This window comes from Pirellulaceae bacterium (assembly GCA_029243025.1).
GTDB lineage: Bacteria > Planctomycetota > Planctomycetia > Pirellulales > Pirellulaceae.
This window is the reverse complement of the sequence record JAQWSU010000049.1, coordinates 55,367-68,273: the sequence shown is the minus strand read 5'-3', so window position 1 is coordinate 68,273 and position 12,907 is coordinate 55,367. Positions and strand designations below refer to the sequence as shown.

Below are 12,907 nucleotides of genomic sequence, written 5' to 3'. Positions count from 1 at the left end.
TGTAACTCCTAAAGCATGGCCCGATGCGTCGAACTCTTTGGCGGTTTTCGACAACTCGGTAGAATGTTTTGTGTTGGTAACCCAATGCTGCCGGGTTGGATCTTAACAGGCCGAGACGAACTGCATGGTAGCTCACACCTCGATCTGGTTGGAAGTGCGTATAAGGAGATCAGTCTGCGGCCCATCGAAGTGAATGAACTCGCCACTTTCGCAGGCGTCGTCAACGATAGGTTGTACGCTTCCCTTGACTGCTCCTCGCCCCATCTGGCAGGTGAAATGATTCTCGACGAGTGAGGGTTGCCAACTAAAAACCGCCGAAGGAGGAAAGTGGTTTGGGGGGTTAAGTTCGGCGGCTTCGTGATGTTCCACATGGTGATGTCTCGCAGTTCATGTTGACAATGTGGAGGAAATGTCAGTCGGCCGGATCGATTGATCGGAAGCGAAACGCAGGAATTGCCAAGCGCCTAATCGACCTGCGGAGCGGCTGAAAAATCGTTGGTAGTTTATTCTCGGTGGTGTGTTTTTGGGTTGGGTTGAAACGGTGACATCCGGTGCGAATTAGCCGCAACAAGGGTTTGAACAGTCCTGTCCAGAAACGAACTCAGAAATAGTGTTGTCCCAGGAAATTACTTGCCCGCTGCGTTTCCTGCAAACTACTGACTAATCAGGAAAACGCAAGGAAAATGCAAAGACTTTCTGCCAGTTAAGCAGACACCAACTTGGTTTGTGGCAAGTTGACCGGGTGACGAAGACGATTGCCGAGCGTGGCGGGATGCCGCTAAATTTGTGAAGGCTCTTGAACAGTTGGTCTGCCGCTAGTCGAGCAAAATCGGTCAAGATGGCAGGCTGCATGGCGATTTATCACGCCTGTTGGCGCACAAGATCGATCGTTGACCTATCTGTTACGGAACGATTCAACGAAAATAGTTGCCATTTCGTTGCATAAAACATGGAAAGCGTTACCGTGCATGTTGCTGATAGAACCTGCAAATTAGCCAGGAAAATAGCAGCTCGACCGCATTGAAAAAAGCCGTTTGACGACAGTACCAACGCAGACGTCGCTTGTTTGAGTTGTTGCAGATTCCTGACGCGGCAGGGGTTTATTGCGGATCACGCTGTTCGGCTTCAATCAGGTCATTAAATTGTATTCGGCGCGAGTAAAACGGGCGGGTTGAATTTCAGTTATACTTGGTCTGTCAACATTCAGATGATACTGGCGATAGAACGATAGAAATTGTGTAGTGGTTGCCGAGCCTTTTTTTGAGACGAGAAGACGCCATGTGGAAACAATCAAGAGTTGGCAGTGCAACGATCGTCTTCGTGGTTTTCGCCTTTGCCGTAACAGTTGGTCGTTCGGAGGGAATTACCGTTCGATTCGATCAAGAGGTGTATCAGGTGAGCGGGCCGGGAGAAACGGTTGTCGCTCAGGTACTCATCGATGGCGACTCCAGTCGTGAAGGTCTTCAGCCGATTTCTGCTGGGTTATTTAGCGCCGGCATTACCATGATGTTCGATGGGGAGAAAGCGGAGATTGGAACGGTTGCGGATGTAACGATCCAACGTGAACTGAACTATTTCGGTTTTTCAGCGCCGGCTTTGATCGAGTTGACGTCAACGGGCGAAGTTTCTTTGCATGGAAATGTCTCTCAATCCAATTCTCCTCCGGTAGCTTATCAAGGGGCTCCACTTGCAAAAGTGGTGCTCACCAATCGTGCAAGCGCGATCGACAGTTACCCATTAGAGCTTGATTTCAGTCGTGATCTTGGGCCGAATGAGGACTTTTTTGTGGACGGTAGTGGTGTCACTCGGGATACGCAAATCATCTTCTTGCCATCTCGGGTGGTCGTGACTGGGGCAGACGAACCCGGAGATTTTGACGGTGATGGTGTTTTGGATGTGCAAGATCTTGATTTGTTGGCGGATGCGGTCGGAGTGGGAGGGCAGGCAGCAACGTTCGATTTGAACGATGATAGTCGGGTCGACTTCGAGGATTTACGGTTGTTTGTGGAAGGCCCGACTTTCCTGAATTCATGGATCGGTGACGCGAATCTGGACGGGGAATTTGCGAGCGGCGATTTTGTGACCGTTTTCGTTGCGGGGCTGTACGAGCGGGGTTTGCCCGCGACCTGGAGCCAGGGCGATTGGAACGCGGACGGTTTTTTCGATAGTGGTGATTTCGTTTCCGCTTTCGTAAGTGGCGGTTACGAAAGTGGTAAGCGAGCTGATGCGCTGGCGGTTCCGGAACCGTCCAGCGTCCTGCTGCTGGCGATCGGTGCACTTCTGTTCTGGCACCGGCGTTAAATCGTGTTCGAATTTGGGCCCCAAGCGCCCCTTGTTCTTTCGAACGCCGGCTGGGCCTGAATGGGTTTGGGTGGGCCTGGCCTTCTCGATATTCCGTTTAACCGTTCTTTTTCGATTGTGAATGCGCGGTGGGTAATGGTTTCTATGCGATGAATGCGTCCAATAAAATTGGAAAACTCGTCCTCATGTTCCGGGGATTTAACGGAATTCTCGGCTGAAGTTCAGTTCTCTTTTGGGGCGGCCACGTTGGTGATTACCATCAAGGCTACCGGCAAGAAAAGTTCATGCTTGGTCGTGGCTAGTATGACAATCTCAGTGAGTTTTAGATTGGCGGAGGTAGCGTAAATGATTCGAGGAAAAACGCTTTACACAATCATCTGGATTTTTTTGATTACTTTGACCGGTTCTGCAAACGCTCAAAACCAAACGGAAACCTTTTCGCCCGTGAGTCGATGGAATCGAGATTATCAAATCAGCGTGAGTAGCCATTCGATGAATGACGCCGACGTGCCTGGCCTTCAATCTTTCGTGGCAGGAGCTTACGACGAGCACTGGGTGATTCTGGCCGGCAAGACGGGGGGGCAGCATGACTTTGAATCTGGAAATCGTTCGGCATGGGTAATCAATCCGGTGACGAAAAGTGTTTGGGGACGTGAACTGACTGATCCACAAAGCGGACTGAGTCAGCATGCGATTGACAGTTTATCGTCGAGTAATGCACAGAGTTATCAGCGCGGCCAGACCCTGTTTATAAGCGGCGGGTACGTCTATGAAACTCAGGTTGATAACTTTGTGACTTATAATGATCTCACTGCAGTCGATCTGCCGGAATTGATTGAATGGGTGAAAACGCCCGGGACTCAATTGCCGTCGAATGCCATTCTGCAAACTGAGGGGGCCATTGGCAGCGGGACGGACTATGACGATGGTTTTTTTCAGGTGACCGGAGGCGGGATGTTTGAGGTCGATGGGACGACTCAGTTGGTTTTTGGGCAGATTTTCAATGGCCCCTACGGTGGCGATGGTTCCTACCAAAAATATACATCTCAGATTCGCGTTTTTGATGTCGATTATGATCACGCCACAGGTTCGTTAGGGTATTCCAATGCGACGGTCCATCCAGCAGGTGGTGACCCTACTCAATTTCGACGTCGCGATCTTAATACGTTTCCTGTGCTATCAAAAGATGTTCTGACGGGTGAGGACGAACTCAGTGGCGTGGCGCTTTCCGGTGTGTTCTTTGAAGGTAACGGACTCTGGACCGTTCCAGTGGAAATCAGTCCCATGGGCGTGCCAAGTATGGTGAATCCAGCTTCTGATCCGTCCGTTTTCAAGCAGGCAATGAATGGTTATGAATCTGCCAAAATGGGATTGTATTCCACCACGACTGGAGAGATGACAGAGGTCTTGTTCGGTGGCATTACAGGGAATGAATTTGTTGATGATCCTGCCAGCGGCAATCTTGTCTACAAGTCGTCGTTTCCCTACACAAATCAAATCTCCGCTGTCACGATTGACTCGGAGGGTGAATATTCTCAGGAATACGTAGGTGATTTTCCCTTCCTGCAAGGACCGGTCGACGGTCCGTGGCTGTTTGGTGCTAACGGGGAATTTTTCCCCAGTGCCGACGTTGCTTTGCTCGAAGGAGATATCATCGACTTGGATTCTCTCACGGAGCGGACGGTTATTGGCTTCATCTACGGTGGTATCGCGTCTGGAAGCCCCGATGGCGGCTTTGGCGGGAATTCGATCGCGTCCTCCCAGGTCTTCGTGGTGGAATACATTCCAGTGCCTGAACCGGCAGCGGTTTGCCTGTTAGGTTGGAGCTGCTTCTTGCTAATTGCCCGAAGAAGGCGGGTGGCCTAGGACCCCCACGATGGATGGTTCGTCACTGGCGGTATCTGTTTGGCCGCCCCGTGCGGGCTCTATTCAGAATGACGAGTCGGTACCAAACGGGACCTCTGCAGCATGATCGGTTGCGGCGGGATGGCCGAGGCCGTGAAATATGCGTCGTGGCGGTTGAGTCCTCTTTATTATCTAGGGCAACTCGATGACCCTAGCTCCGGTTGACCGAAGGTTTTACGCGAAGCAAGAAGAAACAAAGTAATCCCATCAGGGAGCTTAGGATGGCGCTCGGTTCAGGCACGACTTGAGCCTCCCCAATCGCTGTGCGTTCGTAAGAACCTGTCTGAAATGCCGTCACAAGATCCGTTGATGTGAAATCCATGTCGCCATTCCAGTCGCCCGTTGACCATCCTGAGTTACCGACGAGTCGATCTTCGAATTCATTTGCTTGGAACACAGCGACCAGATCACTGGTATTGAAGTACCCATCCAGATTGGAGTCACCATAGGTGGTGTTCAAAATGTTGGTGATTAGGTAATCGCGATCTGCCGAATCAACTGAAAAGTCTTCATTAAAGTCGAGGAACGAAGCGTTCCAACTGGGTGTTGCGAAAGCATCAATGACCGGTGCTGCACAAGTTCGATCTGTTTCGAGTTCACAGCCCGGTAGAATTAAATCCGTCGATAAGTCAGCCGCGTCCATGTAAATTTCTTCGTCGGCGATTCGTTCGTCCAGGTCGACCGAAATCTTTGTTGGGTAGCCGAGTGTTTGATCAAATTCTGTCAGCATAAATGCCGCAGGGTAATCAATCGACGATTGCAATTGATCGAACATGTCAATCACGGAAGGAAACATTGACGGGTCAAACGCAAGGTGCGTCTCGGTGTCAGTGGCGGATACCACCACGTCGTTTTCGACTCGGACGATGACCTCTCGAATGTATTCCCCAAAGCAATGGCAGGATCGTTGGAAACGAAATCCATAATCGGATAGCGCTTGGCTGTCCCAGAGTGATCGCCAGTTATCGAGTTCGCCTTGCTCAAGAGCCTGAGCTTGCGATGCGGATAGCATGCAGAGAATGAATGTGAGCTTCAACAAATGCAAGGCTCTCGACATGGTTCAGACCTCTTGGCGTAACAGTTTCAGACGTTCCGTGATTCAGTATAACTTTTGCGAAAAAATCTTCCATCGATCAACGAAACTTCCTGGTAACAGAATTCCGCAAGCAAATTTGTTTAACAGAAAGGACGTTCTTTGCAGATTTAAAAGGCTTACTCGTCACTCGGAGATCCTGATTTCGGCTCAGGTTAATTGACTTCGGAAGATGTACCGTAAACTTAGCTAAATCTCGAGAGTTTTGAATGTCGTCGGGGCATGCATTGGAAATATTGATCGGGCGCACAGCTTAATGGGGTTTCCCTCGCGGGTTGAACGTGAGGGGACACAAGATCGGCTTGTGGGGTTGGTCGCGATCGTGGTCGCAGAACGCCTTGAATGCATTTCGTAATCCGAAACGGCTCCGTAAATTGAATGACGGTGTTCTCGGGCGATGTTGCCTGCGAGTAACGACTCCAGATCGATCCTGTGATGGATTTATCCAGCCTTGGGGTTGCACCGGCGGGTTCGTCAGCGGTGATTTGCGCACAAGCGACCGGTTGTGGGGCATGCGGCTTTCTCATGGAAAATCGGCGAGGTGTTCGCTAAAGCTTGAGGCGGGGAAATTTCGGTCTCGGTTGTGTCGGGCGCAATCTTTTAGCGGAATGAGTGGCGTGTCGCACGACATGGAAGGTCCGAGACGCAACAACCGATCGGCACAGTAAAAACTGGCCGCGTCGCCTTGCCGATTAGGAACGGGATTCCAGCGGACCTATTTTAACCAACCCCAAAAAGAAGGAAGGGGTTGGTTGCTCAAAAGTGAAGCGGAAAGGTATTCTCCCGATCACCCAAAAAAGTTTTGGAGATACGCGTGACAAAACGATCGATTTCTGTAAGGATGTGTGAGAGCGACGGTAAGAGATGCTTGCCATTGTTGATTCTTGGGGGGAAGACGATATTTCCCGGGGGGGGAAATGCCACATTCAGGCTTGTACGGAGATCGTGCTATTGTTTCCACGGTGATTGTTGCTGTGAGGCAGTTTTTTTCTGTGCGGGGCCGGCCGAAGTGATTGCGATGCAGTTGATGGTTGCTTGGTGCCGCGTTGCTCATGAGTGCTGTAGGATTTATTTGTCGACGACGTGCCTTGTTCCGTGGTTTCTCGCTTGCTGGAAGGAGTGCGAGGCATCTCAAGAGCGGGCGAATTGACATGTGGTTGTCGACATTTTTTCTGCGGTCATGGAATGTATGAATGATGGGGTGGAGGTCGGAACGTGAGGGGATGTCGAAGGAGATGACACATTCCTGAATTCACGAACGGAAGCTGGTGTTTCGACCCGAAGATTGGTTTTGGCTTGAGGCTTGGTATGGCGCTCGACCCTTCGTAGGAGACTTCGTCATTGGACTTTCAAGCGAGAGCCAGGTGATGACCGCTGCCGAAACTGGCAAGGATGTCAGGGGCAAGGATGCCAGCGGCGCGGTGATTACCTTTCTGATGGAAGGCGAGCAGGTGGGGTTCGCGGAGCCTCAGTTGTCGGATTTGATGCAGCCGCGACAAAGGATATTGGTAGGTATCCGACTATCATGGGGCTGTTTGTTTCTTTTTTTCTCGGATCGCTTTTTTCCAGGCACGCTTGCCGCCAACGATGGGTAGTTCGAGCGAGGTCTCATTAACATTGATGGTTAGCTCAGTGCCGGGGGTGGGCCAAAGCGTGAAATCCTGGTCACTGGAGAAAATCATGAGTGCAATTTGTTGCCCCTTGGGAATGATCTGGTCATCCGGTTGTAAATCGAAGCTGAGTTGATAGAACTCGCCGGGGACCAGCGGTTCGCTTTTTGAAATCGACTGATGATTTTGAGGGTCAGCCCAGCCTCGGGTGATGATGTTGTCAGTGATCTTGGCATTATTTCGCGTATTCCAGGGGAGTGAGACGAGCCAGACCGATAGATTGGCAGCTTCTCGGTCGCATGCCAGCGAGATGTTGATACGCGGCGTTCCGGAAAGGTGGACATCTGTTTTGAGTTTGGGGGTCACGTAGATCAAGCGATGCTTCGTCGATTCAGCTCTTGCCAACGCTTCTCCATTAAAAGAGTAGTTGTCGATGAGCGATTCGTTATCTTGCGATTCTCGAACCTTGATCTTCAATTCCCCACGTTGGGGCGATGCTCCCTGGAGCTGAAAAACGACGGATTTGGCCTTTGGGTTGGGGTAGTCTTCATACGCGGTTGGCTTTTCACGGTCGTCACGTTCGCGAACAATCCAAGCACGCGGGTCTTTCTCGACGTCGTTTTCCACGCCATGTAAATATCGGGTGAACCATCGATTCATCAGTTTCATCGGTGGTGGACCGCCGTGACCACCCTGGTGAAAGAATGCTTGGTGGTCAAGGCCCTTCTTTTTTGCGGCCTCCAAAATCCGGACGCTGTGTTCAGGAACCACATTCCAATCGTTGAAGGCATGTGCCATTAGGAGGGCTGCTTTCATCGGTTTCATATCATTCAAATAGTCTCTTCCGGCCCAAAAGTCGTTGTAGTCGCCGGTTACGCGATCAAAGTTTTTATGCATTGTTTCATCGCGAACATTGAGGTCGCACAATGTTCGCGTCTCGTCTGGACCGCTGTGAATGAACTCATACAAACAGTCAATGTCTTCGCCCATGTATCCGTATGGATGTCGTATGAGGCCATTTGATCGGTAGTAGTGGTAGTAGGATGTATTGGGGGCAATGGGAATGATGGCCTTTAGTCCATCCACGCCAGTGGTTGCTGCTGCCAACGGGATCGTTCCGTTGTAAGAGGTTCCCGTCATGCCCACATGTTTTGTGGACCAGCCAGCGTAGACGCGGTCAAAGCCGTCAGCCGTCGTGAAACCATCGGCGCGTCCGCAAAGCCAGTCAATGACGGCCTTGGGTGCCAGGGATTCGTTGTCACCTCCCACGGTGGGGCATCCTTGAGATAAACCGGTGCCCGGCGACGAAGAATGGACAACGACGTATCCTCGCGGTACCCATTGCTTTGCGTGTGACTTGGAAATGATGGGCCGCATGCCGGTTCTCTTGACCGGCGGCTGAAAGGTGCGGTGCGGTGGTTGTTTGCCAAGTTCTTGATGGGGGTCCCAGAAGTATTCCGAGCCCGCCGTTCCTGTGCCGGCAAAATACGGGCTGGAAACGTAAACCACCGGTAGTTTTAATCCTTCGGTTTCTGTTTGACGTGGCCTTGTCACGCTTACGTGCATTCGATCAAGGCGGCCGTCGTTGTCGGAGTCGAATTCTGTTTGCACCCAAAGGTCCTGTCGGATCCAGTAGTCCGGATCCTTGAACCCGTCAACGACTTGGGCCTCGCCATCTTTAAAGATAGGAACCGTTGCGCCGTCGGTTGACTCATCGCTCAACGCGACAGGTGAAAAGCGGATCAGGAGAATGATTAGGAAAAAAAAATGTTTGAGTTGTTTCATGGCGGAACCAGAGTCAAGATGGAATTGGGAGCCCTCCATCTTAACTGCAGATGTGCTGGAATTCTGCCCTTTCAACCGTTGTCTGGGTAAAAATTGTTGTCTGCTGATAAGGAAAGTGGCGAAGACGAATTTTTGCGGTCGATGAAAGAATTGTTGGATTTCGCGCCCATCTGCCGGAGGCACGTCGGTGTGATTGCGTGGCCTGAATCGTCGGCAAGCAGACAAAACTTGTGAGTTGTTTTGTTGAATGGGAGTGTTTCGACCGCAACATTCGATGTGCGGTGCTCAATGTCCCGGTTCACTAAATGGGGAATCGAAACGTGGCAATCGTGTTGTGTTCGAGGGTAACCTGTTGACCCCGTTAAATGCAGATTACGTCGTTGTTGACGCCGGGACCAGCGGATGCGTTGTCGCTCGACGATTGTTGGATCGGCCCGGTGTGAGCGTTTTATTGATTGAGGCAGGTGCGGCACATCCGGGATTGCCTCTGGATGTGCCGATGGCAGGATTGCGGTTGCGCGGGGGTGATCCTGGTCGTTTCGCACGGTTGAGCAATCGAATTTGATGGGACGCTCTGTCGAATATCCGATGGGCCGAGTCGTGAGTGGCAGCTCGTCGGTAAATGCGATGCTCAGCGTGCCCGGGCCGCGGGAAGCCTTTGACAACTGGGGTGAATCGGGATGGAGTGGCGCGGAGATGATGCAGGCCTTTGCACGAGCGGCTTCTGCCGACGACACTGCGCCAATGATGATCTCTGAACCTCGGCATCGGGCTTCTTTCTCGAAGAGCTTTCTGGAGGCTTGTGTTGAGTCAGGGCTGAAGCAAACTGCTCTGATGTATGGGGACGCAGTCGAGACATGTGGTTGGTTCCCTGTTTATCAACGCAATGGAAAACTCGAAAGTGTCGCTCGGGCCTATCTTGCCTCAAAAAAAATGATCCTCGCTTGCGACTGATCACAAAAGTCAGTGCGCGGCGTGTCTTGTTGAAGAACTCCCAAGCAACGGGTGTCGAATTTATTCAGGGGGGAAATCTAGTTCAGGCGAGTGCCAGCCAAGGTGTCGTTCTTTCTGCAGGGGCCTTGATGTCACCCAAGTTGCTGCTTTGCTCGGGAGTTGGGCCAACTGAAGTGCTCAGTCGAGTAGGGATAAAATCTTTGGTAGATCTGCCAGGCGTTGGAAAGAACTTTCAAGATCATCTGGGGGTACCGCTGGTGTTTCGGACGGATCAGGCAACTCCGGGCAAAAAATCTCGCTGGTTAGCGGCCGCATGGCAATATGCGCGCAATCGCGATGGCCCGATGGTGTCGACTTGTGGTGAGGCTGGCTGTTTCATCTCTGTCGACAAAGCGTCTCGGAACGGGATCGTTGAAATAATTGCGATGTTTCAAACATCATGCAATCCCGAGCTGTGGAATTGATATGCGTCTTGTCTCAACCTGAAAGCCGTGGCTCGATTTGCTTAAATCCGAAAGATCCATGGGGAGCGCCTTGGATTGATTCGAATTACCTTTCAAAATCGATTGACGCGGAATACTTGATGAAAGGGGCGCAACGGGCAAGAGACATCGCTCAACGCCCTGCTCTGCAGCGTTTTGCCCTGCGGGAAAAGCGTATTAGTGGGATATCCGATCACGAACTTATTTCCGCCACTGGGACGACATTCAACCATCCGGTGGGAGGATGTTGTATGGGGAAGAATGAACTGGCAGTCGTGGATGCTGGATTGCGGGTTCACGGTGTTGAGCGATTATGGGTTGCTGACAACTCGATTGCTCCCAGTATCAGTCCAGGCCACACGGCGTGACTCGCTTTGATGATTGGTGAACGAGCGAGCGATTTGATTCCGAGCGAGTCGAGTGGCGTCTAAATCTCAGTGCTGGCCGCTGCATCCAACACCTGCGAGTTTTCAATGGAGTTGATTCGATGCCCGAGGGCTTGTCGCAGGCGGCGAAATCCAACGCGTGACCAGGGGTGTGTCAGGAGCCGATTCCAGCTGGGATGAATGACGACTCCAACTTGGATTGGTGTTCGGTCGTATCCGGCATGACGTTTGAATCGTCCCAAAGAGGCTTGTTGAGGAATCATATCCCGACCGACGCACACTAAATCAATTTCGGGACACGAGATGATGGTTCGCGCGAATCCATGCATGATGGCATGGGAAGGACTCTGTTTTGCAAACTTCCTTGTGTGGTGTATCAGCAAGCCATCACAGCGGTTTTCACGCATCCACGCAACGATGAATGCGGCGATCGTGCCGTCAACTAAGCACCCGATTACCTCGATCTGTTCGTGATTCCTAACGGCATCACAGAATTCTGCCCAGCACTTGGCATTAGCGCAGTTAGCGTTTGGCTGGTTGCGTTGTCGTGCTGTGTCACGATTGACTTCTAGGCCATCATCACGTAATTCCTTCCAAGAGAGCGAGCGGATTTCGCAGTGTGCCGCACCTCGCTTTAAATGTGGTCGAAACTGTCGTTGGACGGATGAAAGACCATAGTCTGGATCTTGGATCGTGTAAGCAACCGAGCTAATTCCAGTTGGTAACGGTGTAGGAAAGGTCGCAGCTAGCGCCTCCGATTCCTTTAGGAGGTCGTTCACTTTCTCGCAAGTGGTCTCAACGTTGAGGGCGCAGGGGGCAGTTGTCAAAGTAAATCGACCAACGTTGATCCACAAGCGACCGAAGTGTTCGAAGGTCAGATGGCCTAGAGCACGATAGCGAGGGTTAAGTGGATGCGTAACGCCGGAGAGTCACGGTTGTAGAGAGATAGGGGTAAGGACGATCCTTGGTCTAAGTAGATGATCTTTCCTACCTACTGCTTTTCTCGTGATAAGCAAAGAGAAAGTTTTCTGCGTGGTGTTATGAGCAGTTATGTCGATTGTTGGATGATCGTCGAGATTCCCGAAGAATGGAAACCCGGTTCTCGAGCGATGATGGTTTGCAGGCAACTCGATGGCTCCCAGTGTCACTCCAGTTCCCAGAGCTTCACGCCAATGATGATTGGTGAATGAGCGGGCGATTTGATTCCGAGCGAGTTGAGTGGGTCTAGATCTCAGTGGCGGCAGCCACATCCAATATTTGTGAGTCTTCAAGGAAGTTGCTTCGACTCCCGACGGCTTGGCGCAGGCTACGAAATCCAGCACGTGACCAGGGATTTGTCAGGAGCCGATTCCAGCTGGGATGAATGACTACTCCAAGTTGGATTGGTGTGGCACTGTATCCAGCGTAGCGTTTGAATCGAGCCAAGGATGGTTTGGGAGGAAACATATCCCGGCCGATGCATACTGTGTCAATTTCGGGATGCGCGATCATCGTTCGTGTGAATCCATGCATGACGGCATGGGAAGGACGCTGTTCTGCAAACTTCCTCGTGTGGTGTGTCATCAAGCCTTCGCAGCGGTTTCCTTGCACCCACGCAATAATGAATGAGGCGAGGGTGCCGTCAACCAGACATCCCACGGCCTTTAGCTGTTGGCAATCGGAAACGACTTCACAGAATTTCCCCCACTGCTTGGGATTGGCGTAGCAAGCGTTGGGCTGATTCCGTCGCCGTGCTGTGTCGAGATTGACCTCCAGGCCATCCTGACGCAATTCTTTCCAAGTGAGCAGGCGAACTTCGCAGTGTGCTGCTCCTCGCTTCAAATGTTGTCGAAACTGTCGTCGCACGGATGAAAGACCATAGTCTGGATCTTGCATCGTGTAAGCAACGGACTTAATCCCAGTTGGTAACGTGGTAGGAAAAGTTGCAGCTAGCGCACCTGATTCTTTCAACAGGTCGTTCAGTCCCTCGCGTGTCACCTCAACGTTGAGGGCGCTAGGTTTCGACATTAGGGAGAATCGACCAACGTTGATCCACAAACGATCGAACCGTTCAAAGGTTCGATGGCCCAAAGCACGATAGAGTGGATTAAGTGGATGCATGGCGCGGGTCGACGTTGGGCTGCACTCAGTGAGTTTATGCGAGAAGTATACGTCCTTCTACGGCCCTGCTCTTCATGCATTCCACCCAGCCTGTTTTTTCCTGTGATATGAGCTGTTGTGCGGATTGTTCGGAAGTTTCGCTGGTTGGAATGGACTTGTCACGTCGCCGCGGATCGGTTCGTAAAATCTATTTCGCCTGCTTGAAATCGCCGCACGATATTCCATTCGAGTACCGTTGGATCGGCGATGCACCGCAGGGGGGTGGCGGAGCTTGATCAATTGAACGACCCG

11 protein-coding genes are annotated in these 12,907 nt (G+C 51.6%); 7 read left to right on the top strand and 4 right to left on the bottom strand.

Going from position 1 to position 12,907, the window contains the following annotated elements; translation table 11 throughout:
- Window positions 1-15 precede the first annotated feature (15 nt).
- From P8N76_24105 to P8N76_24095, 3 genes are all read left to right on the top strand, one after another.
- On the top strand, window positions 16-294 hold the full coding sequence (locus P8N76_24105) for a hypothetical protein (GenBank protein MDG2384774.1): 279 nt from the start codon (window positions 16-18) through the stop codon (window positions 292-294).
- Window positions 295-1,278: 984 nt separating this feature from the next.
- Complete coding sequence (locus tag P8N76_24100) at window positions 1,279-2,301, top strand: PEP-CTERM sorting domain-containing protein (protein MDG2384773.1); 1,023 nt, start codon at window positions 1,279-1,281, stop codon at window positions 2,299-2,301.
- Window positions 2,302-2,646: 345 nt separating this feature from the next.
- Window positions 2,647-4,167, top strand: a complete 1,521-nt coding sequence (locus P8N76_24095) for a hypothetical protein (GenBank protein MDG2384772.1) — start codon at window positions 2,647-2,649, stop codon at window positions 4,165-4,167.
- 190 nt (window positions 4,168-4,357) lie between these two features.
- On the opposite strand, the gene P8N76_24090 is transcribed toward P8N76_24095, so the two are convergent.
- Both P8N76_24090 and P8N76_24085 read right to left on the bottom strand, forming a co-directional pair.
- Complete coding sequence (locus tag P8N76_24090; protein MDG2384771.1) at window positions 4,358-5,263, bottom strand: DUF6174 domain-containing protein; 906 nt, start codon at window positions 5,261-5,263, stop codon at window positions 4,358-4,360.
- Window positions 5,264-6,822: 1,559 nt separating this feature from the next.
- The gene (locus tag P8N76_24085; GenBank protein ID MDG2384770.1) at window positions 6,823-8,694 is read right to left on the bottom strand and encodes a Xaa-Pro dipeptidyl-peptidase; all 1,872 of its coding nucleotides are present in this window, start codon (window positions 8,692-8,694) and stop codon (window positions 6,823-6,825) included.
- A gap of 253 nt (window positions 8,695-8,947) precedes the next feature.
- Between P8N76_24085 and P8N76_24080 the strand changes: the two genes are divergently transcribed.
- From P8N76_24080 to P8N76_24065, 4 genes are read left to right on the top strand one after another with little or no spacing between them, the layout of a single operon-like run.
- Entirely contained in the window at window positions 8,948-9,259 is a 312-nt protein-coding gene (locus P8N76_24080) for a GMC family oxidoreductase N-terminal domain-containing protein (GenBank protein ID MDG2384769.1), read from the top strand.
- Window positions 9,259-9,648, top strand: coding sequence for a GMC family oxidoreductase N-terminal domain-containing protein (locus P8N76_24075; protein ID MDG2384768.1), 390 nt, complete (start codon window positions 9,259-9,261; stop codon window positions 9,646-9,648). Before P8N76_24080 ends, P8N76_24075 begins: the two co-directional genes overlap by 1 nt.
- Window positions 9,639-10,112: a GMC family oxidoreductase N-terminal domain-containing protein gene (locus P8N76_24070; protein MDG2384767.1), complete on the top strand. Its 474-nt coding sequence runs from the start codon at window positions 9,639-9,641 to the stop codon at window positions 10,110-10,112. The genes P8N76_24075 and P8N76_24070 overlap by 10 nt, the downstream gene beginning before the upstream one ends.
- Window positions 10,113-10,120: 8 nt before the next feature.
- Complete coding sequence (locus tag P8N76_24065) at window positions 10,121-10,498, top strand: GMC family oxidoreductase (GenBank protein ID MDG2384766.1); 378 nt, start codon at window positions 10,121-10,123, stop codon at window positions 10,496-10,498.
- Between the two features lie 59 nt (window positions 10,499-10,557).
- Here the strand turns inward: P8N76_24065 and P8N76_24060 are convergent, their stop codons facing one another.
- Both P8N76_24060 and P8N76_24055 read right to left on the bottom strand, forming a co-directional pair.
- Window positions 10,558-11,295, bottom strand: coding sequence for a hypothetical protein (locus tag P8N76_24060; GenBank protein MDG2384765.1), 738 nt, complete (start codon window positions 11,293-11,295; stop codon window positions 10,558-10,560).
- A gap of 445 nt (window positions 11,296-11,740) precedes the next feature.
- Window positions 11,741-12,523, bottom strand: coding sequence for a GNAT family N-acetyltransferase (locus tag P8N76_24055; protein ID MDG2384764.1), 783 nt, complete (start codon window positions 12,521-12,523; stop codon window positions 11,741-11,743).
- Window positions 12,524-12,907 lie beyond the last annotated feature (384 nt).